Below are 23,935 nucleotides of genomic sequence, written 5' to 3'. Positions count from 1 at the left end.
GGCAAGCGATGTTTCCTCCCCTTCCCAATCCATCGACGACGCAGACGACCCCGCGTCTCTCCGAGAAGGACCTCATCCGCCGCTCGGCGTCGACCGTTCCTGCTCCTGAGAAGCAGCTGACGGAAGTCGCCAAGCTCATCGATGTCTCGAAATGCATCGGCTGCAAGGCCTGCCAAACGGCCTGCATCGAGTGGAACGACACGCATCCGGAAGTCGGTGTCTTCGCCGGCGCCTTCGAGAATCCGCCCGACCTGACGCCGGACATGTTCACGCTGATGCGCTACAGCGAATGGGACAACCCCGAGACCAATGAGCTCGAATGGCTGATCCGCAAGGACGGCTGCATGCACTGCGCCGATCCGGGCTGCCTCAAGGCCTGTCCGGCGCCGGGCGCGATCGTGCAATATTCGAACGGCATCGTCGATTTCGTCCACGAGAACTGCATCGGCTGCGGCTATTGTATCAAGGGCTGCCCGTTCAACATCCCGCGCATCTCCAAGGTCGACCACACGGCCTATAAATGCACGCTCTGCTCAGACCGCGTCGCGGTCGGCCAAGGCCCTGCCTGCGCCAAGGCTTGCCCAACGCAGGCGATCGTCTTCGGCACCAAGGATGAGATGACGGGTTGGGCCGCCAAGCGTGTCGAGGACTTGAAGTCGCGCGGCTTCGTCAATGCCGGCCTCTATGATCCACCGGGCGTTGGCGGCACACATGTAATGTATGTGCTGCATCATGCCGACAAGCCGGAGATCTACGGCGGCCTGCCCAAGGACCCGAAGATCAGTCCGTTGGTCGAGGCGTGGAAAGGTGTAACCAAATATGCAGGCCTCACGGTGTTGGGCGTGGCGGCCGGCGTCGGCTTGCTCCACCATTTGATCATGGGACCGAACAGGGTAACCGAGGCGGATGAGGAGCACGCCGAAGAGCTGACGGGAGGCGACAGCCATGGCCGCCGATGACCTCAAGCCGAACGAACAGGTCCATCCCGGCAAGCCGGTGATCGTGGACCGCTACACGGTAGGGGCGCGGATCAACCACTGGATCACCGCGGCGAGCCTGGTCCTGCTCGCTCTGTCCGGCCTTGCGATGTTCCACCCGAGCCTGTTCTTCCTGTCCGGCCTTTTCGGCGGAGGTCAGTTCACACGCTTCATCCATCCTTGGATCGGCGTCGTGCTCTTCTTCGGCTTCCTTGGGCTTTTCCTTCGGTTCTGGAAAGCCAATCTGTGGAGACGCGAGGACGGGACGTGGCTCGGCCGTTTCCGCGACGTGCTGGCCAATCAAGAGGACAATGTTCCCGAGGTCGGCAAATACAATGCCGGCCAAAAACTCGTCTTCTGGTCGATGTCGGTGCTGATTGTGATCCTCATCTCCAGTGGACTGGTGGCATGGGATCAGTATTTCTCCCAGTATACGACAATCGACCAGAAGCGGCTGGCCATACTAGTCCACTCCATCGCGGCCGTCGCGATCATCGGCGTCTGGATCGTCCATTTCTACTCGGCCATCTGGGTGCGCGGTACCATTCCGGCCATGACGCGCGGGCGGGTGACCGGCGGTTGGGCTTGGCGGCATCACCGCAAATGGCTGCGGGAGCTCGTCACCAAATCGAGCAAGGAAACAGGATCATCGGGATCGAAGCCCGCCGAATAGAGCGGGCGCTGGTCGGACGACTTTCCCGCCCTAGTTTTGTGTTGGCACATGATTTTTGTGCCGGTCAGGCAACCACGTGACCCGTGCGGTTCGTGAGGCTCGAATGCCAAGACAGATCATTCCGGCCGGTTCCGACCCCACCGCCATAGGCGAGGTCTCCGCCCCTCCCTTTGCCCGCCTTCCAGAGCCCGCAAGTCTGTTTTCTCGTCGCGCGCAGCGGTGGAACGCGCTGGCTGCAGGCCATGGGCTGCGTCCCTATCTTCGCTTTCTTTCCGCTCTCGCCGATGTGCAGCACCGCATTCAGGAGGGCCTGGCGGAACCAGAGATGCCTGATGGCGCGGCGCGCGAGCGCGCGCACAGTTTTGGAATGCCGCCGCTCGACCGCAACAGCCTCGCGCTCGACATGGCCGCAGAGACGCTCGACCGCCTGGTCGCCGCGGCATCGGAGATCGAGAAGCCAGGAGCCGCAGCCGATGCGCTGGACCGTTTGAGGCAGGCCACTCCGGCGAAGCGCTTCGGCATGGTGCGCAATGTGCTCGCCGGTGCGATCCCAATGGAGGCGCTCGCCGAGCACGTCTATGCCGCGGCCGCGCTGCAGGTTCACTTCGCCCGTCTCGCCGCCCGACTGGACGCCCCTGCATTGGTGCCGGTAGGCGAAGGCGCATGCCCCGCCTGCGGTGGCCCGCCGGCATCCTCGATCATTGTCGGCTGGCAAGGGGCCCACGGGTCGCGCTTCTGCGCATGCTCGCTATGCGGCACGCTGTGGAACCACGTGCGCATCAAATGCACGTTGTGCGGCTCGACCAAGGGCATCGGCTACCAGGAGGTCGAGGGCGGGCCGGGCACGGTGAAGGCCGAAACCTGCGATTCCTGCGGCTGCTATGTGAAGATCCTGCATCAGCACAAGGACCCCCATCTCGACCCAATCGCCGACGACGTGGCGACGCTTGGCCTCGACATGCTCATGCGCGAAGCCGGCTATCGCCGCGGATCGTTCAATCCGTTCCTGATCGGCTATTGAGGGTGCGATGTCCGGTTTGCCCGCAACTCGCCTGCGCGATCTTCCCTCGGTCGATCGAGTGCTGAAGACGCCGCTCGCGGCTGCGGCGGTCGAGCGCTTCGGGCAGCAGTCCACGACGCGCGCCATCCGCGATGCGCTCGAAGAAGCGCGGGCGGCGTGCCGCACCGGGGCCGCGGTGCCTGATGCGTGCGACCTCGCTGTCGACGCGCTTGTCCGGCTCAAGACCGCCGCGCACCCATCGTTGCGCCCGGTTTTCAACCTCACCGGCACTGTGCTGCACACCAATCTCGGCCGCGCGTTGATTGCGGGCGAAGCCGCCGAGGCGATGCGCGTCGCCATGCGCGAGCCAGTGGCGCTCGAGTTCGATATCGGGACGGGTAGACGCGGCGAACGTGACGATCATCTGCGCATGCTCATATGCGAACTCACCGGGGCCGAGGATGCGACAATCGTCAACAACAACGCGGCCGCGGTCCTGCTCGTCCTCAACACGCTCTCGCTCGGCCGTGAAGCCATCGTGTCGCGTGGTGAGCTGATCGAGATCGGCGGCGCGTTCCGCATGCCGGACATCATGGTTCGTGCGGGCGCGAAGCTCGTTGAGGTCGGGACCACCAACCGCACGCATCCCCTGGACTATCTGTCGGCTATCAGTCCGGCGACTGGGCTGGTGTTCAAAGTGCATACGTCCAACTATCGGATCGAGGGGTTCACGGCGCAGGTCTCGGCGCGTGAGCTTTCGGCAATCGCCAGGGAGCGCGGCGTGCCTCTCGTCCACGACCTCGGCTCGGGCACGCTCATCGATCTTACCCAATATGGCCTCAGGCACGAGCCGACCGTGGGCGAAGCGATCGCGGACGGCGCCGATCTCGTCACATTCTCGGGCGACAAGCTGCTCGGAGGGCCGCAGGCTGGTTTCATCGTCGGCAGGAAGGATCTTGTCGCCGAGGTCAACCGAAATCCGATGAAGAGGGCGCTTCGCGTCGACAAGCTCCGGCTGGCCGCGCTGGAGGCGACGCTGAAGCTCTATCGCAACCCGGATCGCCTGGCCGAGCGTTTGCCGACTCTGAGGCTGCTCGCACGCCTCGCCATCGATATTGCCGCCCAGGCCCAGCGCCTGGCTCCCGTGCTTTCAAACGCTCTGGGCGATCAATTTGCAGTGCAAGTGATGGAGTGCCGCAGCCAGGTCGGATCGGGTGCAATGCCGCTCGACACCTTGCCCAGCGCCGGGCTTGCCCTCAGCCCCCATTCAGGAAGCGGTCAGGCCCTCGAAGCGCTTGCAGCCGCGTTGCGGACGCTGCCTGTTCCGGTGATCGGGCGGGTGGAAAAGCGGGCGCTCGTGCTTGATCTGCGTTGCCTTGAAGACGAAGCCGGCTTTGTAGCCAATCTCGCAAACTTCGTTCTGGGAGGAGATGGTGATGCGGTGGCTTGATCATCTCGCGCGCAAGCCCGCTCGGACACCTGTGGCCGACCAGTTGGCGGCTGCCCTCGACGCCGCCAAACGTGGCGACTATGCCACAGCTCTCGGGATTTGGGAGCCGCTGGCGCGGTCCGGATCGGCTCGCGCCCAAAACAATATCGGCGCCTGCTTCGCCGAGGGGCTTGGCGTCGAGCGTGACCGCAGTCTCGCCGTCCGCTGGCTGGCGATTGCCGCCGAAGCCGGCGATCCGGTCGGGCAGCGGAACCTCGCCTCGCTCTGTTTCCGTGGCGAAGGCGTCGAACAGAACTACCGCCGCGCGGCCCAGCTCTATCGGGCGGCGGCCGAGCAGGGCGACGGACCGGCACAGGACATGCTGAGCTGGATGCTGCTCGAGGGTCAGGTGATCGAGCCCGACATTGCCGAGGCGCGGCGCTGGGCGCTGGCCGCCGCCGGGCGAGGGATCGCATCGGCAATGACTCGTGTAGGCATGCTCTATCACGATGCGCTCGGCGTGTCGCGCGATCCCGCGGAAGCGGTCCGCTGGTGGCGCAAGGCGGCATTGCGCGGCGACGCGGATGGTCAGGCCATGCTCGGCGCCGCCTGCCATCTCGGGGCCGGCGTTCCCGCCGACGCCGTCGAAGCCTATGCCTGGCTGCTGCGTGCACGGGCAGGCGGGAGTGCTCTGGCAGGCCGGTACCTGGACGCGGCGCTCGCCGCGCTGACCGCGGACGATATCGCCGAGGCCGAGCGCCGCGCCGCGCTGCCGTTCGAGGAGCTCGCGCCATGATCGTCGGCACTGCGGGGCATGTCGATCACGGCAAGACGGCGCTGGTGCAAGCACTGACGGGCGTCGACACGGACCGGCTCCAGGAAGAGAAGGCGCGCGGCATGACGATCGATCTCGGCTTCGCCTATCTTCCGACGCCGAGCGGGGACGTCGTCGGGTTCATAGACGTTCCCGGCCACGAGCGCTTCGTCCACACAATGGTCGCCGGCGCCAGCGGCATCGATTTCGTGCTGTTGGTCGTGGCGGCCGACGACGGCGTCATGCCGCAGACGCGTGAACACTTGGCGATCGTCGATCTCCTTGGCGTCAGGCGCGGGCTGGTCGTGCTCTCGAAGTGTGATCTGGCCGACCCGGCACGACGCGCAGCCGTCAGCGCGGACGTCAGCGCCGCCCTCGCCGGCACCGGCTTGGAAGAGGCTGAGGTCATCCCGGCCTCTATCGTTACCGGCGAAGGCATCAATGACCTTCGACGCCTGCTTTCCGAAGAGGCATCGCGCTTCGCCAGGCGCTCAGCCTCGGACCGCTTTCGACTGGCGGTCGACCGCTGCTTTACCCTGCACGGCATCGGCACCGTCGTTACCGGCACCGTCCTTTCAGGCTCCGTCGGAGTCGGCGACAGCGTGGTGGTAAGCCCGCCAGGGCTTGCTGCGCGCGTTCGCTCGATCCACGCTCAGAACCGCATGGCAGAGCGCGGCCGAGCCGGAGACCGCTGCGCGCTCTGTCTGACCGGCGACGGCGTCAGCAAGGAGGCGATCCGCCGGGGAGACGTGATCCTTGATCCCGCGCTTCACGCGCCGGCGGACAGGATCGACGCGGAGTTGCGCGTGCTGCCACGCGAGCCAAGGCCGATCGGGCAGTGGTTCCCGGTGCGGCTCCATCACGCCGCGGCCGAGGTCGGGGCGAGGATTGTGCTCCTCGGCGACGAGCCTATAGCGCCGGGCGGCACGGCCAAGGTCCAGATCGTTTTGGAGAGTCCGATCGCCGCTGCCGCCGGCGACGCCTATGTGATGCGCGACACCTCCGCCCAGCGAACCATAGGCGGCGGGCGCTTCATCGACCTCAGGGCCCCAAGCCGGAAACGCCGCTCACCGGATCGGCTGGCCATGCTCGAAGCATTCGCCATCGCGGCTCCGGAAAAGGCCGTCGCTGCCCTGCTCGACACGCCGCCCCACTATCTGGAGCTCGCGGCCTTCGCACGTGATCGGGCGCTCGGCGCCGGCGAGATTACAAGCCTGATCGATTGTCTTGGCCTTGTCACGATTCCCGTCGGGGAGAAGCAGTTCGTGGTTTCGTCGGTGCGTTGGGCTCGGTTCAGGCACGACTTGGGCTCAATCCTGGAGGCCTTTCATGCCGGCAACCCGGATTTGCCGGGCATCGGAATGGAAAAGCTGCGCCTTCAGCTCGATCCCTGTCTTCCCGCGCCGGCCTTCGCTGCTGCGGCGCGAAGCCTGGTCCGCGCCGGTCAGATCGAGCTTGACGGCGCCTGGATACGGCTTCCGGGACATCAGGTCCGTCTCGCGGCCAGGGAAGAGGCCCTCTGGCGCGAGATCGAGCCACGATTAGCCGGCCGGGTGAAATTCCATCCCCCAAGAGTGCGCGATATCGCAAGCGAGCTTGCCCGGCCGGAAGCGGAAATTCGCAAGGTCCTGAAGCTCGCCGGACGCATCGGCATAGTGCATGAGGTTGCGCACGATCACTTCTTCCTTCATTCGGTGCTGGGTGAGATCGTCGAGATCGTCTGCGATCTGGCGGCCGAGCATGACGGACGGTTCAGCGTCGCACAGTTTCGCGACAGTGCGGGCAGCGGGCGCAAGATTGCCGTCCACATCCTCGAATTCCTCGACCGGCACGGCGTCACCTTGCGGCGCGGTGATTTGCGGCGTGCCAACAAGCATCGCCTGGACCTGTTTCGCCGTCAGGACGACAGTGGGCCGCCAATCACGAAAGCTTCTGGAGGAGCATCGTCCCCGGTGGGGCGTCCGGACTTCAAATCCGGGAGGGGCCGCGAGCCGGTCCTTGGTGGGTTCGACTCCCACTCTCTTCCGCCATCCTCTTAGAGTTGGCCCCGGAAATGTGCGGATCTTTCGAGGAGACGACGCGATGCCAACACCTTTTCTGCTTGAACTGAGGACCGCCGCCGAGTCCGCCAAAGCTGTGGAGACGAGCTTCCGGCAGGAGGCAGCAAGGCAGATCGCAGTTCTGGAGCAGGACCGCGCATTTGCTTTCCGGCGGCTCAATTTCATGCAGATGATCGCCGATGCGATGGCCGCGGCAGAAAGTGAAGATATCGCCGTTGCGAACGCCTTCGCCGCCTTGCGCACGCGCCTCGGCTGGGATGCAGACAGTGAGGCGCGCTCGGAGGTGATCTCGCATTTTGCGCCGGTTGCGCTGGCCATGTTCCGGGACACGAACGGGAACCAATCCGCCATTATCCGTGCCGCGCTCGCGGATTTCGAACACTGGTACTCCGAAGCCCGGGGCTCAGGTTTTTGGACCCTGTTCGAGCAGCAGATGCCGGACACGGCCGTCGTCGACTTTTGAAGAATGGCATGTGGGGCCCAGCCGCAGAGACGCCGCGCCAATCTCGCCGATCGCCTTGAAGGCCGTGGACCGTTTGGTCGATCCCTGCATTGGCGCCGAGGTCCCGGCGACACGTTCGACCGCGTGGACGCAATGCCCGTGTCCGTAGCCTATCCGGACCGACCGGCGGAACGAACGGCACGCGTCCCGTGTTTTGGAGGATGCAACTCTTGCCTCCCCCATCATGACGCTTCTCGTCCAGCCGCGCTTGGTAAATGAGCCGTTTTCCGACCCGGTACTGCTTCTCGATTTCCGCTTCGGCGGTAAGGCAGTCCTTTTTGACCTTGGCGATCTGTCGGCGCTTTCGCCGCGTGAGATCCTGCGCGTTTCGCACATATTCGTGTCGCACATGCACATGGACCACTTCAGCGGGTTCGATCGTCTGCTCGGGGTGTCGCTCTATCGTGAAAAGCAGGTCCATATCATCGGCCCGCCCGGACTGGCGGATGCCGTCCAGGCGAAGCTGGGGGCCTACACTTGGAATCTCCTCAACGAACGGTCGCAGGACTTTACGATCTTCGCCTCTGATTGGACGGAAGAAGGCTTTGCCACTGCAGCCGTCTTCCGGGCGCGCAGGGCTTTCGTGCGGGAGAATTGGCAGAACGCAGACACTCAGTTCCCTTTGGACGATCCGGAGTTCACGATCGAAGCCGTCACGCTCGATCACGGGATTCCTTGCTTAGCCTTCGCCTTCCAGGAAAAGCTACGGGTCAACGTGCACAGGTCGCGCCTGGATGAACTCGATCTTACCGTCGGACCTTGGCTCACAAACGCCAAGCGGGCGGCGCGACGCGGCGCCGACGCGGCTACCGAGTTCACGCCGAGTGTAGGCAGGAAGGTAACGCTTGGGGAACTGCTGCGGGCTCAGGCACTGGTCCGTGCGCCGGGTCAACGCATCGCCTATGCGACTGATTTGGCGTTCTGCTCGGACAATGTCACACGTCTATCCAACTTGGTGCGCGGCGCCGATGAGCTTTTCATCGAAGGCGGATTCCTGGAGGCAGACCGAGACCTCGCGGCGTCGAAGAAGCATCTGACCGCCGCGCAGGCAGGTGCGATCGCCAGGCAAGCCGGCGCGATCTCCGCCCACCAGATACACCTTTCGCCTCGGTATCTCGGACGCGAAGATGAGCTGCGGGCCGAATTCGAAGCTGGATTTCTCGGAGATTCAGTTACCGCGAGATAAGGCTCGTTCCCCTCGTGAGGCCACTACTGTTGCGCGCACGGTGGGAACAGGTAAGCCCGGCTTGCTTTTTGGGGTGGTGATTGAGGCTTGCAATCGGGCTATGCGCCGACTGACGGGCGGGGTCGACTGTCGACCGTGTGGAACTGATAGCAGGGTGCAAGGTGAGCGGTCGAATTTCGCTTCGTAATGCGTGGCTTGGCGAATGATCAAATGGATCGGCCGGCTATCGCCGCCATCACAAGCGGCACCAGAGCGACGCCAATCGGGACTTGTGCATTTGTCGCTGGTCCAAGAGACGAACAAGCGACGGACGAACTGGCTTCAAGCCAAGAGGATTTCGCCTTGCGGGCCTGGTATTTGTCTGACATAATTTACAGTCTCCTAATGTTGCAGTGGGTAATTGGGGCACGGTGATGGCGAAGGAATCTTCGAGTGCCGCTTCTGCGGCAAATAAAGCGGACGCAAATTTGATCGGTAATGCAGAGGGAAATGGGCTGAACTTTATGGCCCCCCAAGCGCGCGAGGGCGGGCCCGGCGGTGACGCTCCAGGTGTCGACAAGATACGCGATCTGCTGTTCGGCAATCAGATGCAGGACTATGATCGCCGCTTCTCCAAACTTGAGGAACGGTTCCTGCAGCGGTTCAAGGATGTCGAATCCGAGGCCAAGCGCAATCTTGAGACCTACGAGTCGAATGCCAAGAAGCAGGTTGACTCGCTGGCGACGCAGTTGCGGAACGAAAAAGATGCGCGAGCCGAGGCCGACAAGGAGATCGACCGCAATCTTCGCGATCAAAATCAAGCGCTTGAAAAGCAGGTGCGCGCTTTGTCTGATCAATTGAGCGAGCTCGAGCGCGAAATAGCGGATCGTATGAACAGAAGCGACCATTTGCTGCGCGAGGAAATCAAGCAAAAGAATGAAAGCGCTCAAATGCTGATGGAGAAGATCTTTTCCGACCTCAGCAACGTCAAGACCGACCGAAATCTTTTGGCCGGCCTGTTTGTCGAGGTCGCGAAATGTCTCAATCAGGATCCCGTCGGCAGCAAGGGCAATTCGGAGCGTGGTTGGAAAGTGAGTTGATCGGAAGTTGACGTCGAGCGTCGAACCAATCAGCCTTCCTAAAAAAGTAGCTTCGAACGATACCGGGATTGATCGCGAGGCTTTGGCCCGCCTTTTGGTGGAAATTGCCAAAAACGTCGATCCGGACAACCATGCGCTTTACGAAGGCGTTCCAGCCGCCGATCATCGGCTGGAAAGGCTTCGCCAACTGCTCGTCGGCCACGAAATCTCGGAGCTTTCACGCGTTACGCACCTGCTCGACGAACCTGAGCAGCTTGCGGCTGCGGTGGGGAGCGTTCTCCCTACCGCAGCCGCAGGGGCGTCTCTTGTGCAGCTCGGCGAGGCCCTTGCGCCAGCTGTCGAGAGGGCTGCGCAAAGGTCCATCCAGAAGAACCCCAGCGCGCTGACCGATATATTGTATCCGGTGTTTCTGCCGGCCATTCGCAAGTCGATCGGCGAAAAGATTGACCAGACCTTCCAGTCGCTGAATGAATCTTTAAGGCATATATTTACCTGGCATGGTCTCAAGTGGAGATTTGAGGCCTGGAGGACGGGAACAAGCTTCTCCGAAGTCGTTCTCAAGCATTCTCTCGTCTATCGCGTGGAGCATGTCTTTCTCATCAGCCGCAGTTCCGGGCTTTTGATCGCGCATGTAACAGCCGAAAACGCGACCAGCGAAGACCCACAACTGATTTCCTCGATGCTCAGCGCAATCCAGGATTTTGTGAAGGACTCGTTCAACGAGAAAGAAAACAGCGGCCTGGACACCATCCGGTTCGGAGAGCTTCGCCTCTGGTCGGAAGTCGGACCGTTTGCGACGTTGGTTGCGGTGATCAGGGGAAATCCGCCGGAGGAGCTGCACGAAATAATCCGCGACGTATTGCTTCGCATCCATGATCAGTCCTCGCAGGCTTTGGAGCGCTTCGACGGGGACACCTCGCAGTTGCCCGGCGTAGAGACCCAGTTGCAAACCTGCGTCGAGCTGCAGCATACGGATTCAAAAGAGGGATTCCCGTGGCTGGTGGTGACGGCAGCCCTGCTGATTCTGGCTGCGGCAGGCGCCTGGTTCTTTCTTTCCTGGCAAGCCGGGCAGCGCTGGCAGACCTATCGGTCGCGGCTGGCGACCCAGCCGGGGATCGTTGTTGCCGAACAAAAAATTCGCGGCGGCCAGTTCTACATTGCCGGCCTGAGAGACCCGCTCGCCGCCGACCCGCAGTCGCTGTTGTCGGGAACGGAGGTCGATCCCGCCCGCGTTCATTCAAACTGGCAGTTCTACCAAAGCCTCGAGCCGGAATTCGTGCTGAAGCGGCTGACGGCGTCGCTGGCGCCGCCGGATTCGGTACGACTCTCGGTCGTCGATGGTCGCATCGTCGCCGAGGGTGAGGCGACCACCACGTGGATCAACCGGGCGCGGGCCGCCGCCCAGCAGCTTTCGGCAGGCGGGCCGGTCTTCGACATCTCAGGGGTCCGCGATGTGAGCGCCGAGGAGCGCTGGCAGACCTATGTGTCGCAACTGGAAACCCAGCCTGGCATCATCGTCGCCGATCAGAATGTACGCGACGGCCAATTCTATATTACCGGTCTGAGAGACCCGCTTGCCGCCGACCCGCAGTCGCTGTTGGCCGGAACGCAGGTCGATCCCGCGCGTGTTCATGCAAGCTGGCAATTCTACCAGAGCCTTGAACCGCGGTTCGTGCTGAAGCGGCTGATGGCGTCGCTGGCGCCGCCGGATTCGGTGCGGCTGTCAGTAGTCAATGATCGCATCGTTGCCGAGGGTGAGGCCACCACCGCGTGGATCAACCGGGCGCGGGCCGCCGCCCAGCAGCTTTCAGCCGGCGGTCCGGCCTTCGACATCTCCGGGGTCCGTGATGTGAGCCCCGAGGAGCGCTGGCAGGCCTATTTGTCGCGACTCGAGACGCAGCCCGGCATCATCGTCGCGCAACAGAATGTGCGCGATGGCCAATTCTATATTACCGGCCTGAGAGACCCGCTTGCCGTCGACCCGCAGTCGCTTCTGTCCGGGACGGAGGTCGATCCCGCTCGCGTTCATGCAAGCTGGCAATTCTACCAGAGCCTTGAGCCGCAGTTCGTGCTGAAGCGGCTGGCGGCGTCGCTGTATCCGATGGATACAGTGCGACTTTCGATCGTCAATGGCCGCATCGTTGCCGAGGGCGAGGCTCCCGACACCTGGATAGATCGGGCGCGCGCAGCGGCAAGACAGCTCTCAGTAGGAGGACCGGAGTTCGACATCTCCAAGGTTCGTGATGTGAGCCCCGATGCACGCGCGGCGGAGCATTGGCAGTATTATGTGTCGCGACTTGAGGCCCAACCGGGAATCATCGTCGCCCAACAAACGGCGAGGGGCGGACATTTCTACATTTCCGGTCTGAGAGACCCGCTCGCCGCCGACCCGCAGTCGCTGTTGTCGGGAACGGAGGTCGATCCCGCTCGCGTGCATTCACAGTGGCAATTCTATCAGAGCCTCGAGCCGGAGTTCGTGTTGAAGCGGCTGACGGCATCGCTGGCTCCGCCGGATACGGTACAGCTTACGATCATCGATGACCGAATCGTTGCCGCGGGTGAGGCTACCGTCACGTGGATCAACCGGGCGCGGGCCGCCGCGCAGCAACTTTCCACGGACGGAGTGGTGATGGATGTCTCACAGCTGCGCGAGCTGAACCTTCCAGAACTTAATCGACTGAGAGAGGCCATCCAGGCGACCGATATTTTCTTCTATTCCGGCAGAGTTGTCCCGGGACCGGAGCAGACGCCGGTTCTAGACAGACTGGCGGATCAGTTGAAGGAATTCGCCCAAAGTGCCCGCAAGTCAGGCGTAACAGCGCGGTTCATGTTGACTGGACATTCGGACGCCACGGGCCGCGAGACGGCCAACGCTTCGATCAGCGCCGCCCGCGCCGAGACAGTTCGTGCGCTTCTCAACAAGCGCGGCGTCCCCCCGGAATTGCTGCTGGTTCGGGGCGCGGGCACCTTTGAGCCGGTGGTGCCTGATAGTCAAACCGGGAGCTCCACCAATCGCCGGGTTTCGATTACGGTGAACCTGGAATAGCGGGGAGCCCAGATGCTGCAAAAAAAGATCTGCATGTTGGGCGGGTTCGGTGTCGGGAAGACGAGTCTGGTTCGCAGGTTCGTGCAAAGCATCTTTTCAGAAACCTACCTGACCACGGTTGGCGTGAAAATCGACAAGAAGAGTGTCGCGTTCCCGGACAAAACCGTGGATCTGATTTTGTGGGATTTGGCCGGCGAAGACGATATCGGTTCATTCCGCGTCAGCTATGTGCGAGGTGCGACCGGGCTCGTGCTTGTCGTCGATGGAACCCGGCCCGCCACTCTTGCCGTGGCGCTCACGCTGCGCGAGCGGGCCGAGGCCGAATTCGGCGCCATGCCGTTCGTATTGCTGTTCAACAAATCCGATCTGGCCGATCAGTGGGCAATATCGGATGGTGAGATTGACGAGCTGAAGCAACGTGGATGGCAAATCTATCTGACAAGCGCGCTTTCGGGCGAACATGTTGACGATGCGTTTCGTCAGCTTGCTTCGATGGTCGCCAAGTAGACCATGCCCAGATTGCCGAAAGAAGTCAGAAGCTGGATATACGATTTCTTCTCCAACGAGCGCTTTGCCGCATATCTGAAAATCGATGCCCGGCAATGCATAGAAGAGAAGGGCGGCAACCTCGAACATTACGGGCTCTCGTCGCTTCGCACTGGCGAGCTCGTTGCCGATCAGCTTGAATTCATGGAAGGGCTGCTGCCTTGCCCGGAGCTTCCATTCCATATGCCCATGATGGAACTGCCCGGCGGCCATGTCGCGGACCTTCATTTCTTTGGTGACGGCGGCTCGACGTGGTTGGTCTTTCTCGACGCCACTCCCGAACGTGACCACCAACAGCGGCTTCAACAGAAGGCCTATGAGATGACGCTGCTGCAGGAGAGGGAGCGTCAACTCAATGCGAAGCTGCAATCGACGAACGAGGCGTTGAGGGAGAGCCAGGAGGGCTTGGCGCGCGAATACCGGCGCGCCGAATCCCTGCTCCTCAACATTCTTCCGGCGTCGATCGCGGAGCGGTTGAAAGCGGACGAGCAAATTGCAGACAATCACGCGGAGGTCAGTGTGCTTTTTGCCGACATCGTCGGCTTTACCGAAAGAGCGCGGAGCGTCGGAGCCACGACGACGCTCGCTATTCTAAATTACTTCTTCAAGGCGGCGGATCTGCTCTCGGAACAACATGGCTGCGAAAAGATCAAGACCATCGGCGATTGCGTCATGGCGGTCGCTGGCCTGCCCACCGCGCGATCCGATCATGCGCAGGCCCTTGCGAACTATGCGCTCGAGCTGCGGGAGGCGGCCAGGCGCGAGCGCTTTGCGGGCGAACCGCTAGGACTGAGAATTGGAATTCACTCTGGACCGATCGTGGCGGGCGTCATAGGCAAAAGGCGGTTTGTCTATGACCTGTGGGGCGACACCGTCAATCTCGCCGCGCGCATTCAAAAGGCCGCGGAGCCCGATGAAATCCGTATTTCGGATGCAACCTACCAATTGCTCGGACCGGATTTTGCTTGCGACCCGCTCGGGGAAACGGAATTGCGTGGCACAGGTCGTGTGCGAATGTGGCGGCTCCGCGGCTGATTTGCCGTGCTTCGCGGGCGGAACCCAAACCACCTGCGCTTACCAGACGGATGCCACAAGCTCCTGTCCTAATTATTTGTCTTATGCGTGTCGTTTTCGCAAAACCGCTGCACATTTTTGCGCGACATGCATTGCGGCGTGCGAAAGGGAGTTGGCACGCAATCGCGGCTATCCCCGCATAATGCGATAAACGGTTGCATCACCCTCCACGCCTCGAAGAGGCGCGTCAAAGGCCACGACATGATGGCCGGCGACCATGTCGCTGACCCCGGGCGCGGAATAGAGTGCCTCGGAAATGCAGATCTGTCCGGCTTCCGCCAAGGACTGCACGCGCGCGGCGACATTCACGGTCTGGCCGAAATAGTCGAGGTTGTCGTTGAGCGTCACGGCGATCGACGGTCCGCAGTGGGCACCGATCTTGAGGATGATCCCTGGTCCGTCATGATCGCCGTTGAAGCGATCGATTTCTTCAAAAATGTGGAGTGCAGCCGAAATCGCATTCGACGGCTGCGAGAATACAGCCATCACCGCATCTCCAATCGTCTTGACGACCGCCCCGGAATGTTGCCGAACCGCCGCGTTGACCAGGGCGAAATGCTCGCGGACCAAAGCATAGGCGTTGAGGTCACCCAGGCGCTCATACATGGCGGTCGAACCCTTGAGGTCGGTGAACAGGAAGGTGATCTGCCGGATGCCGAGCCCCTCCCTCTCGTCGACACGTTCGGACCGGAAGAGCTGGCGGAAGGTTTGCCGCGCAAGCAGCGCTCCGCCGGAGACATAAGGGTCGAAATCGAGCGCCGGCTTGGTGGTCAGCGCGACCAACTCGGGCGGCCAGTTGATGGCAAGCAACGAACCTCGCACCGGCCCCCTGTTCGCCACCTCAACGACAATCGGACCAGGCGGCACGGCGGGCAACGCCGGCAAGAAGCGTTTGCCGTCATAATAGATCTTCAGAAGCGTCGGCGCCGACACCGGATCGCCTGATATCGGTACAGCGAATGCGGCCTGCGTCTGCACGTTGACGCCCGCAAGGGCGCCCGGTCCCAGGTCGGCACGGAGCACTGTAGTGGTGCCGGGCGGCAGAAACGTCATGCCCCGAACGAAGCCGCGCAGAACGTCAAGAAAGCGAACGTCTTGCCCGGGTAGCCGCCCGTCATGTCCGAAGTGGAGCTTCCAGTGAAAATCCTCGACAGGCAGCGTCTCGGGATCATGGTGCGGCAGGCGCCGCAGCTTCGGCGATATCGAGAAGGTGACCTCGATGAAGTCGTCGAGGTCGGTGTCGCCCGATACGTCGCACAGGCCACAGACGTAGTGGGTCTTCAGCGTGCGCAGGGCGCCGAAACTGTCAAGCACCATCCCGGACTGGGGACAGAGCACATCCCAGCTCATGTCGAATAGCCCACAGCGGGCGGCGTGAAGGAAGAGGTCGATTGCTTCAGGCTCGGCGATTGCGCGGTCGCGAGCAAAGGCCAGCGGATTGACGCGATAGAGCGAGTGGTCGTCGGCGCTCCTGATCAGCGTCTCGAATTTCGAGATGACGCGTGGGCTCCAGGCTCGCGCTTGCTCCACCTTGGTCATCTTGCTTTCGAGAAGGCGATCGTCGACTACCGTCACGCCGGATCCTCAACCTTGCCTCGTGACAGCCTACTAAAAAACCAGCACGATGCGAATGGATTGAATCCTTTGGCGTACGAGAGTCTCGGCGCGTAGCGCACCGGAGCGGCCGCTGCATCAGTTTGAAATTTCGAATCGTTAAATGCGATAGAGGCGACACCGTTGCCGAAATTCGGTGGGCTGATATGAAAGACGGATGAGAAAACCCGACCGACCAACGATGAAGGGCGCTCTGATCGCGCTTGAGCTTGCCAGCATCGTTCTCGTTGCCAATTCCCGCTGGACAGGCGGGATTAATTTTACGAATCGCATCGTAGACCGGGTCCATGACCCATAGACCTGGTTGGGCCGAATTGGCTCTAATTGTATTCGCTATCGTAACAATGCCGCTCTGGATGCTCTATAGGGGACGATAAAAGGGCTGAGGGACTCCACACCCCCTGTAGCAAGTCGGACAGGCCGGTAGACCCGGGATGGTTTCGAAGCCTGCGGGATCGCCCACTGTGCTCAACACGAGAATTCTAGAAGACGTTCAAAAATGACCCAGCACGTACCAGACGCTCGAATTCTCATGTACAGCCACGACACGTTCGGGCTCGGCCACTTGCAGCGCTGCCGGACGATCGCGCATTCGCTGGTCGAGGATTTCCGCGGACTTCAGGTGCTTATCATTTCAGGCGCGACCATCGCCGGCGCCTTCGACTACCGCGCCCGTGTCGACTTCGTGAAGATCCCCAGCGTCATCAAGTTGCGCAACGGCGAATACAACTCGCTGGAAAAGGATATCGATCTGGACGAGACGCTAAGGATGCGCCAGTCGATCATCCGCCACACAGCCGAGACCTTCCGGCCCGATATTTTCATCGTCGACAAGGAACCGCTTGGCCTGCGCGGTGAGATCGAGGATACGCTGTCTTATCTCAAGACACGGGGCACCACGCTCGTGCTTGGCCTGCGTGAGGTGATGGATGCGCCGCATCTGCTCGAAGCAGAGTGGGCACGCCGGGATGTGATGCGCAAGATAGGCCTGTTCTATGACAGGGTCTGGGCCTACGGCCCACCGGATTTCTACGATCCGTTGACCGGCCTGGACGTGCCGCCGGCTGTCAGGGCAAAGATGAGGTTCGTCGGTTTCCTGCAACGGAGCCTGCCGCGGAACGAGTTCCCCGGCCACCGGCCCGAGGGCGAGTACATCCTCGTCACCACCGGTGGCGGCGGCGACGGCGCCGAACTGATCCACGACGTCATCGACGCCTATCAGCAGGATCCGCGATTGCAGCACAGGGCGCTGATCGTGCTTGGGCCTTACATGCCGGCGCGCAAACGCAACAAGCTGCTCAGGAAGGGGGCCAAAATCCCCTACATCAAGATCATCGAGTTCGACAACCGCATGGAAGACCTGATTGCCGGGGCCAAGGCGGTGGTAGCGATGGGCGGTTACAACACCTATTGCGAGATACTGTCTTTTGACAAACCAGCGCTGATCGTGCCGCGCGTCGAGCCTCGCGAGGAACAACTGATCCGCGCTCGGCGCGCAGCCGAACTCGGCCTCATCGAGATGCTGTTGCCGGATGAAGCCAAGGATTCCCAGCGATTTGCCGATGCGCTGGTGGCGCTGCCGGAGCGCCCCCGCCCATCACAGAGCAATCCGCATCTGACGCTGGAAGGGCTGCCTCATATTTCAGAAATCGTCGCGGAACTGCTCGACCGGCGGGCCGGCCATCACCTTGCGGTCATCGAGGGAATGAACTGAGTTGCAGCGTCGCAAGATCGTCGTGGTTCTGAAGGGCTATCCGCGGCTGTCGGAAACCTTCATCGCGCAGGAACTGCTTGGTCTGGAGCGCGCCGGGTTCGACCTGGTACTCGTCGCGCTCAGGCGGCCGACCGACGCAAAACGCCACCCTGTGCATGACGAGATCAAGGCGCCCGTCCATTATCTGCCGGAATATCTGCATCACGAGCCGCTGCGCGTGGTTCGCTCGCTGTTTGTTCATCTGCTGCGGCCGGGCTTCTGGCGGGCGCTCGGATCGCTGGCTGCCGATATCCCCCGCGACTTTACGCGCAATCGCTTGCGCCGCTTCGGGCAAGCGCTCGTGCTGGCTGCCGAATGGCCGGAAGACGCGGGATGGCTGCATGCGCATTTCGCGCACACGCCGGCATCGGTGACACGCTACGCCAGCCAGCTTCGTAGCCTGCCCTGGAGTTGCTCGGCCCATGCCAAGGACATCTGGACTTCGGCGGACTGGGATCTGGCGGGCAAGCTTTCCTCGGCGCGCTGGACGGTCACTTGCACGAAAACAGGCTTCGACCGTCTGAAAGAACTCGCCAACGGCAACTCGTCCGTGCATCTGAGCTATCACGGGCTCGATCTTGATCGCTTCGGCAGTTTCGGCGGGGCGCGAATGCAGCACGACGGCTCGGCGCCGGATCAACCGGTTATCATTCTAAGTGTCGGACGTGCCGTCGAAAAGAAAGGTTACGACACCTTGCTGAAGGCCCTTGCCCTCTTGCCGGGCGATTTGGCGTGGCGTTTCGAGCATATCGGCGTCGGCGAGGAACTGGAAAAGCTGAAGGCACTGGCGCAAAAGCTCGGATTGGATGGTCGTGTCACTTGGAAAGGCGCGCTGGGGCAGAAGGAGGTGCTTGAGCACTACCGCTGCGCCGACGTCTTCGCCCTGGCCTGCAGGATCACCGCAAATGGCGACCGGGACGGCCTGCCGAATGTTCTGGTGGAGGCGGCTAGCCAGCGGCTTGCCTGCGTGTCGACCGATGTTTCCGGCGTGCCGGAGCTTTTATTTGCCGATGAAACCGGGCTGCTGGTTCCGACGGAAGACCCGGTGGCCCTGGCACGGGCGCTGGAGCGCCTGATCCGTGATCCCGCGCTGCGCGCCCGCCTCGGCGACGCCGCGGAGCAGCGCGTACGCGGCAATTTCGATCATACGGCAAGCATTGGACAGCTCAAGAAACTGTTCGAGCGCGAGTGGGGGGCCGCCGGTTGAAGCGGCTGCGCGCCTTCCTCTACGTCCAGCACCTGCTCGGTATCGGCCATCTCGCGCGCTCCAGCCGTATTGCGGCGGCTCTGGTCGACGACGGCTTCGAAGTAACCGTCGTGACCGGCGGAGCGCCGATCGCCGGGTTTCCGGGACCGGGGGTAGAATGTGTAACCCTGCCACCCGTCACCTCTGGTGATGAAGGATTTTCCGGACTTGTCGACCTGCAAGGCAAACTCATCGACGATGATTTCAAGAAACGGCGTTCCGAGATGCTGCTGCAGGCATTCCGGGACTGCAGGCCTGATATCGTCATTGTCGAGGCGTTTCCATTTGGACGCCGGCAGATGCGCTTCGAACTCTTGCCGCTGATCGATGCCATCGACGCGACGTCGCCCAGGCCGCTGCTGGCGACGTCCGTTCGTGATATCCTTCAGGAGCGCGTCAAACCGGGCCGAAACGAGGAAACGGTCTATCTCGTCAACAGGCATTTCGACCTTGTCATGGTCCACGGCGATCCGACTTTCGCTACCATCGACAAGACATTTCCACTGGCCGGAGCGATCAGGGCCGAGGTCACCTACACTGGGCTCGTTGCTGCGCCGCCACCGCCCGCGACAACCGAGCGCTTCGACGTTCTGGTGTCAGTCGGTGGCGGGGCTGCCGGACGGAGTCTCGTCAGCTCCACCATCGCAGCGGCGCGGAATGCCAACAACGGTTGGAAATGGTGCTTGATCACCGGTCCGAACCTGCCGAAAGACGAGTTTGACGCGATCGCGCGCGATGCCACCCCGGGTCTGTCCGTCTTCCGGTTCCGCGAGGATTTCGCCAGCCTGCTGACCGGCGCCCGCCTGTCAGTCTCGCAAGCCGGTTACAACACGGTCTGCGACGTCCTGCGCGCGGGTTGCCGCTCCCTGCTCGTTCCATTTGCAGCCGGCGGGGAAACCGAACAAACGGTTCGCGCTCTGATGCTCGAGGAACTCGGTCTTGCAACGGTGCTGATGGAAAAGGACCTAACACCTGAAGGTTTGGCGCAAGCGATCGAGCAGGCGCTTGTGGGACCGAGGCCATCCGCGCATCGCCTCGATCTGGAGGGCGCGCATCATTCGGCGCAAATCCTGCGCGAGCGGTACCAAACATGGTCCCTGAGACTCTAGTGCCGTTCATCGTTTCACGGAAATGCTGAACTGCTCCATCTATTTGTTTTTTGCGCAATTCCGGACGGAAAACCGTTACACATTTTCCTAGAATTGCTCTAACGGGCGCGCGATGTCGTTGTCGCGGAACGCCATGTTCCTCCGGGCGAAAATGCCTCAAACGGTTCCGATCAGCATGAAGCGCGTATAGTTCTTTGTCGGCAGCTCGCCTGAGAACCGCATCTCCCGCAGCGCCGCCATTGCTTCGAAGGCAGCAAGTGAACCAACGCAGTTGATGTGCGTCGGCTCGCTGAAATAATCGTTGGATTGCAGCAGTACATTCGTGCCCCGCGGAATGAGAGCAAGCCAGGCGCGCAAATCGGCTATGTGTTCGCAACTCGTATTGACGATGAGGTCGGACCGCCCGGCTGCATAGTCGAGTGCGTACATATCTGCCGTCAGCGCCCGGAACCGGTCGCCGGCTTCCCGATTGAGGGTCCGGGCGACCGGCGCGACTTCGGGGTCGATATCAATGCTATCGACAGCCGCGATGTCGAAGCGGGCATCGTTGAAAAGCATCGCCGGCAATACGCCGTACCATCCACCCAAAACCCATATGCGCCCGAACCGGCCGCCACAGCTTTCGAACAGCCTGTCGAGCGCCCACATCTTGCAGGCGACCTGCTTGTGGTTGAAGGCGTTGGCGATGTCGGCCGTCGGATGCTTGGCGATAACGCGCGCCAGCCCTGCCACGAGAGGGTGGTTGACATAGGCGGCAATTCCCCGCGTGAGATCCAAGGCTTGCTCGTGCCCGTCCATGCCGGCATTGCGTGGTTGCGTGACATCCATCATATTCGTCTTGTATTTCGGGATTTCGGGCGACACAACGCAATCTTGCCCCGCCAAGCCGCCTCGCAGGCTTCGAAGGTATCGCCGGCGATGATAGCCGATGCGCCGCTCACCAGCTGATGCTTTTACTTTGTTCCTTAAACTGAAGGTCCACAGTCGCATATGGAACCCAGCCTAGCCCGCTATATCTGGACGCACACAAAGAAGCAGCAGCTCTGGATACTGATTATTGTCCTGCTTTCGATGATCCCGTATTTCATGTCCTTCGACCTGCCGAAGCTGATCGTCAACGGCCCGATCCAGGGCCGGGGCTTCGAACAACCGGGCGCGACCCAGCCCTTCATGAAGCTGCACTATAACCTGCCGTTCATCGGAGAGGTCCAGTTCTTCCCCGGTTTTCAGCTCGACCGGACGGCGACGCTGTTCGCCCTGAGCCTCGTGTTCCTCCTGCTCGTCATCATCAACGGCCTGTTCAAACTCTACATCAACACCTACAAGGGCCGCCTCGGCGAACGCATGCTGCGGCGTATCCGCTTCGATCTGGTCGATCGTGTGCTGCGGTTCCCGCCCCGTTACTTCAAGCGCGTGAAATCCGCCGAAGTGGCGACCATGGTCAAGGACGAGGTGGAGCCGCTGGGCGGCTTCATCGGCGATGCCTTCCTGCAGCCGGTACTGCTCGGCGGCCAGGCGCTGACGGCCATGCTGTTCATCCTGGTCCAGAACTTCTGGCTCGGAATGATCGCGGCCGTGATCGTGGCGATCCAGATCGTGCTCATCCCGCGAATGCGGCGCCGGCTGATCGTACTCGGGCGCAAACGGCAGCTGACGGCGCGCGCGCTTTCGGGCCGGGTCGGCGAAATCGTCGACGGCATCGGCGCGGTCCACGTCCACGATACATCAAACTACGAGCGCGCCGACATTGCTGCCCGGCTCGGACTCATCTTCAAGATACGCTTCGACCTTTACCAATGGAAATTCATGGTGAAGTTCCTCAACAATTTTCTCGCGCAGGTCACGCCCTTTCTGTTCTACATGGTCGGCGGGTATCTGGTTATCCAGGGGCGGCTGGACGTCGGCCAGCTCGTAGCCGTGATCGGCGCCTACAAGGATCTGCCCGGACCGATGAAGGAACTGATCGACTGGGATCAGGATCGGCAGGATGTCCAGGTCAAATATCAGCAGGTCGTCGAACAGTTCACCGTCGAGGGTCTCATTGCGCCGAGAATCGGGGCATTGACGATCGACGATCCTGGTCCGATGACCGACCCGCTGTCGGCGATCAGCCTGTCCATGGCAGACGATGGCGGTGCAATGCTCCTCGACCGTATCTCCCTCCAGGTCAAGCCGGGCGAGACGGTGGCGCTGGTCAGTACCGCAACAGGTGGGGCGGAAGCGCTTGCGGAGGCTTTCGCGCGGCTGAACTGGCCGGAAAGCGGAAGGGTCGCTTCGGGCGCCGACGACCTGCTGGAACTCCCCGAGGCAGTGACTGGACGGCGCATGTCCTATGCGTCGTCGGATGTTTTCCTGTTCCAGGCAAGCCTCCGCGACAATCTGCTCTACGGGTTGAAGCATGCGCCGCTGACATCGGTGACTTATGACGGTGCCGCGGCAGACCAGCACCGCTGGAACATCAACGAGGCGCGCCGGTCGGGCAATTCGGATATCGATATCAACAGCGACTGGATCAACTATGCTTCCGCAGGCGCCACCGGTCCGCACGACCTCTTTGAAGCTGTACGCCGCGTGCTCGACGCGGTTGTTCTGTCGCGCGACATTCTGGATCTTGGCTTGCGCTCCACGGCCGACCTCAAGCGTCACACGGAGCTTGCCAGGCGTATCGTCGAACTGCGCGCGGCGCTGCGAGCCCGGCTGGAACACGAGGGGCTGAGCGGGCTGGTGGTTCCTTTCGAACCAGGCGCCTACAACAAGGAAGCAACGATCGGCCAGAACCTGCTCTTCGGCGCGGCCGCCGGCCCGGAGCTGGCCGACAGGGGGCTGGCGGCAAATCCCTATTTTGCTTCCGTGCTGAGGCAATCCGGCCTCGATCGCACGCTCTACGAAATGGGCATGGAGATCGCCGAACAGGCGATCGAGCTGTTTGCCGACCTGCCGCCCGACCACCAGTTCTTCCAGCAACTCACCTTCATGAGCGCCGAAGAGATACCCGCCTACGAGACCTTGCTGCAAAGGCTCAAGAACCGCCCCTACGAGGCGGTTCCGGAAAACGACCGCGCCATGATCGTCACGCTGAGCTTCGCCTATATCGAACCCCGGCACCGCTTCGGCCTGCTGAGCGACGAGCTGATGAACAAGATCGTCGCCGCGCGCAACCAGTTCTATGAAGACCTGCCGCCCGAGCTGCAAAACGCGGTCGAACGGTACGATCCTGCCAAATACATTGCCGCGGCTACCGTCATGGACAATGTCCTGTTCGGGCGTCTGGGCAGCAATCATCCCGACGCGCCGGACCGCATACGCTCGATCGTCTATGACATTCTTGATGAACTGGGGCTTTACGCCGAACTGCTGGATGTCGGTTTGGACTTCAACGTCGGCGCAGGCGGCAGGCGGTTGACCGGTGGACAGCGACAGAAGCTCGATGTTGCCCGGGCCTTGCTCAAGCGTCCCGATTTTCTCATTCTCAACCGGCCGCTGTCGGCGCTCGACCAGCGCGTACAGGACAAGGTGCTGCAAAACGTGCTCGAGGAAGCAAGACGCGACGGCCGTTCGCCGGCAATTGTGTGGGTCGTGACGAATCCGGCAATGGCGATGATGTTCGATCGCGTTGTCGTCTTCGACTCGGGTCGTTTGGTGGAAGACGGAACACACGAGGGACTTTTGACAGGGGACGGTATTTTCAAGGAACTGCTGTCATAGAGCATTGGACACTCAGATGGGATCATTCTGCCGGTGGGAACTTGCCGCGAGGTCAAGGGATTAAGGTTTCCAACGGATCGGGCTCGCCACGTTTCGCGTGGTTCATCCCGCTATCCGCAAGC

Annotated in this window: 17 protein-coding genes, 1 tRNA gene and 1 pseudogene; 17 read left to right on the top strand and 2 right to left on the bottom strand. The window is 61.8% G+C overall.

The genetic code is table 11. The features are described from left to right. Positions 1 to 8: 8 nt before the first annotated feature. The 13 genes and pseudogenes from fdxH (at position 9) to QAZ47_RS31255 (ending at position 14,347) form a co-directional block, all read left to right on the top strand. Positions 9 to 959 (top strand): formate dehydrogenase subunit beta, encoded by a 951-nt coding sequence (gene fdxH, locus QAZ47_RS31315; RefSeq protein WP_278204783.1) that lies wholly within the window; start codon positions 9 to 11, stop codon positions 957 to 959. Further along, on the top strand, positions 946 to 1,650 hold the full coding sequence (locus QAZ47_RS31310) for a formate dehydrogenase subunit gamma (RefSeq protein ID WP_278231959.1): 705 nt from the start codon (positions 946 to 948) through the stop codon (positions 1,648 to 1,650). Before fdxH ends, QAZ47_RS31310 begins: the two co-directional genes overlap by 14 nt. Before the next feature lie 103 nt (positions 1,651 to 1,753). Next, positions 1,754 to 2,671: a formate dehydrogenase accessory protein FdhE gene (gene fdhE / locus QAZ47_RS31305; RefSeq protein WP_278233917.1), complete on the top strand. Its 918-nt coding sequence runs from the start codon at positions 1,754 to 1,756 to the stop codon at positions 2,669 to 2,671. Positions 2,672 to 2,678: 7 nt separating this feature from the next. Continuing rightward, complete coding sequence (gene selA / locus QAZ47_RS31300; protein ID WP_278231958.1) at positions 2,679 to 4,100, top strand: L-seryl-tRNA(Sec) selenium transferase; 1,422 nt, start codon at positions 2,679 to 2,681, stop codon at positions 4,098 to 4,100. Continuing rightward, on the top strand, positions 4,087 to 4,875 hold the full coding sequence (locus tag QAZ47_RS31295; RefSeq protein ID WP_278231957.1) for a tetratricopeptide repeat protein: 789 nt from the start codon (positions 4,087 to 4,089) through the stop codon (positions 4,873 to 4,875). The genes selA and QAZ47_RS31295 overlap by 14 nt, the downstream gene beginning before the upstream one ends. Continuing rightward, a pseudogene (gene selB / locus QAZ47_RS31290) lies at positions 4,872 to 6,698 on the top strand (selenocysteine-specific translation elongation factor); the annotation flags it as partial. The gene QAZ47_RS31295 and the pseudogene selB, both read left to right, overlap by 4 nt. Positions 6,699 to 6,827: 129 nt before the next feature. Further along, a tRNA-Sec gene (locus QAZ47_RS31285) sits at positions 6,828 to 6,923 on the top strand. 52 nt (positions 6,924 to 6,975) lie between these two features. Further along, positions 6,976 to 7,416 (top strand): hypothetical protein, encoded by a 441-nt coding sequence (locus QAZ47_RS31280; protein ID WP_278231956.1) that lies wholly within the window; start codon positions 6,976 to 6,978, stop codon positions 7,414 to 7,416. A 223-nt stretch (positions 7,417 to 7,639) separates the two neighbouring features. Continuing rightward, a complete protein-coding gene (locus QAZ47_RS31275) occupies positions 7,640 to 8,641 on the top strand; it encodes an MBL fold metallo-hydrolase (RefSeq protein ID WP_278231955.1) in 1,002 nt (333 codons plus the stop codon). 413 nt (positions 8,642 to 9,054) lie between these two features. Further along, complete coding sequence (locus tag QAZ47_RS31270; RefSeq protein ID WP_278204774.1) at positions 9,055 to 9,720, top strand: hypothetical protein; 666 nt, start codon at positions 9,055 to 9,057, stop codon at positions 9,718 to 9,720. A 7-nt stretch (positions 9,721 to 9,727) separates the two neighbouring features. After that, positions 9,728 to 12,766: an OmpA family protein gene (locus QAZ47_RS31265; RefSeq protein ID WP_278231954.1), complete on the top strand. Its 3,039-nt coding sequence runs from the start codon at positions 9,728 to 9,730 to the stop codon at positions 12,764 to 12,766. 12 nt (positions 12,767 to 12,778) lie between these two features. After that, positions 12,779 to 13,273, top strand: coding sequence for a Rab family GTPase (locus QAZ47_RS31260; RefSeq protein ID WP_278231953.1), 495 nt, complete (start codon positions 12,779 to 12,781; stop codon positions 13,271 to 13,273). 3 nt (positions 13,274 to 13,276) lie between these two features. Further along, entirely contained in the window at positions 13,277 to 14,347 is a 1,071-nt protein-coding gene (locus tag QAZ47_RS31255; RefSeq protein ID WP_278231952.1) for an adenylate/guanylate cyclase domain-containing protein, read from the top strand. Between the two features lie 168 nt (positions 14,348 to 14,515). Here QAZ47_RS31255 and QAZ47_RS31250 read toward each other — a convergent pair whose 3' ends face one another. Continuing rightward, the gene (locus QAZ47_RS31250; RefSeq protein ID WP_278231951.1) at positions 14,516 to 15,961 is read right to left on the bottom strand and encodes an adenylate/guanylate cyclase domain-containing protein; all 1,446 of its coding nucleotides are present in this window, start codon (positions 15,959 to 15,961) and stop codon (positions 14,516 to 14,518) included. Positions 15,962 to 16,499: 538 nt separating this feature from the next. On the opposite strand from QAZ47_RS31250, the gene QAZ47_RS31245 reads away from it, so the two are divergent. Genes QAZ47_RS31245 through QAZ47_RS31235 form a run of 3 tightly spaced genes read left to right on the top strand, consistent with a single transcriptional unit; the run spans position 16,500 to position 20,108 of the window. Then, positions 16,500 to 17,714 carry a glycosyltransferase family protein gene (locus QAZ47_RS31245; RefSeq protein WP_278231950.1) on the top strand — a complete coding sequence of 405 codons (1,215 nt, stop codon included), beginning with the start codon at positions 16,500 to 16,502 and terminating at the stop codon, positions 17,712 to 17,714. Position 17,715: 1 nt separating this feature from the next. Next, a complete protein-coding gene (locus QAZ47_RS31240; RefSeq protein ID WP_278231949.1) occupies positions 17,716 to 18,960 on the top strand; it encodes a glycosyltransferase in 1,245 nt (414 codons plus the stop codon). Beyond that, positions 18,957 to 20,108: a glycosyltransferase family protein gene (locus tag QAZ47_RS31235; protein ID WP_278231948.1), complete on the top strand. Its 1,152-nt coding sequence runs from the start codon at positions 18,957 to 18,959 to the stop codon at positions 20,106 to 20,108. The genes QAZ47_RS31240 and QAZ47_RS31235 overlap by 4 nt, the downstream gene beginning before the upstream one ends. Positions 20,109 to 20,264: 156 nt before the next feature. Here QAZ47_RS31235 and QAZ47_RS31230 read toward each other — a convergent pair whose 3' ends face one another. Continuing rightward, positions 20,265 to 20,936 carry a class I SAM-dependent methyltransferase gene (locus QAZ47_RS31230; protein WP_278233916.1) on the bottom strand — a complete coding sequence of 224 codons (672 nt, stop codon included), beginning with the start codon at positions 20,934 to 20,936 and terminating at the stop codon, positions 20,265 to 20,267. Between the two features lie 162 nt (positions 20,937 to 21,098). Here QAZ47_RS31230 and QAZ47_RS31225 point away from each other — a divergent pair, with 162 nt between their 5' ends. Next, the gene (locus tag QAZ47_RS31225; protein WP_278204766.1) at positions 21,099 to 23,813 is read left to right on the top strand and encodes an ABC transporter ATP-binding protein; all 2,715 of its coding nucleotides are present in this window, start codon (positions 21,099 to 21,101) and stop codon (positions 23,811 to 23,813) included. Positions 23,814 to 23,935 lie beyond the last annotated feature (122 nt).

This window comes from Mesorhizobium sp. WSM4904 (assembly GCF_029674545.1).
Lineage (GTDB): Bacteria > Pseudomonadota > Alphaproteobacteria > Rhizobiales > Rhizobiaceae > Mesorhizobium.
This window is presented reverse-complemented; position numbering and strand designations above follow the sequence as displayed.

What these genes read in the sequence shown, in the direction of transcription:
- fdxH (WP_278204783.1), top strand. Translation starts at nt 9, where the DNA reads ATGTTTCCTCCCCTTCCCAATCCATCGACGACGCAGACGACCCCGCGT.
- QAZ47_RS31310 (WP_278231959.1), top strand. Translation starts at nt 946, where the DNA reads ATGGCCGCCGATGACCTCAAGCCGAACGAACAGGTCCATCCCGGCAAG.
- fdhE (WP_278233917.1), top strand. Translation starts at nt 1,754, where the DNA reads ATGCCAAGACAGATCATTCCGGCCGGTTCCGACCCCACCGCCATAGGC.
- selA (WP_278231958.1), top strand. Translation starts at nt 2,679, where the DNA reads ATGTCCGGTTTGCCCGCAACTCGCCTGCGCGATCTTCCCTCGGTCGAT.
- QAZ47_RS31295 (WP_278231957.1), top strand. Translation starts at nt 4,087, where the DNA reads ATGCGGTGGCTTGATCATCTCGCGCGCAAGCCCGCTCGGACACCTGTG.
- QAZ47_RS31280 (WP_278231956.1), top strand. Translation starts at nt 6,976, where the DNA reads ATGCCAACACCTTTTCTGCTTGAACTGAGGACCGCCGCCGAGTCCGCC.
- QAZ47_RS31275 (WP_278231955.1), top strand. Translation starts at nt 7,640, where the DNA reads ATGACGCTTCTCGTCCAGCCGCGCTTGGTAAATGAGCCGTTTTCCGAC.
- QAZ47_RS31270 (WP_278204774.1), top strand. Translation starts at nt 9,055, where the DNA reads ATGGCGAAGGAATCTTCGAGTGCCGCTTCTGCGGCAAATAAAGCGGAC.
- QAZ47_RS31260 (WP_278231953.1), top strand. Translation starts at nt 12,779, where the DNA reads ATGCTGCAAAAAAAGATCTGCATGTTGGGCGGGTTCGGTGTCGGGAAG.
- QAZ47_RS31255 (WP_278231952.1), top strand. Translation starts at nt 13,277, where the DNA reads ATGCCCAGATTGCCGAAAGAAGTCAGAAGCTGGATATACGATTTCTTC.
- QAZ47_RS31245 (WP_278231950.1), top strand. Translation starts at nt 16,500, where the DNA reads ATGACCCAGCACGTACCAGACGCTCGAATTCTCATGTACAGCCACGAC.
- QAZ47_RS31230 (WP_278233916.1), bottom strand. Translation starts at nt 20,936, where the DNA reads ATGGATGTCACGCAACCACGCAATGCCGGCATGGACGGGCACGAGCAA.
- QAZ47_RS31225 (WP_278204766.1), top strand. Translation starts at nt 21,099, where the DNA reads ATGGAACCCAGCCTAGCCCGCTATATCTGGACGCACACAAAGAAGCAG.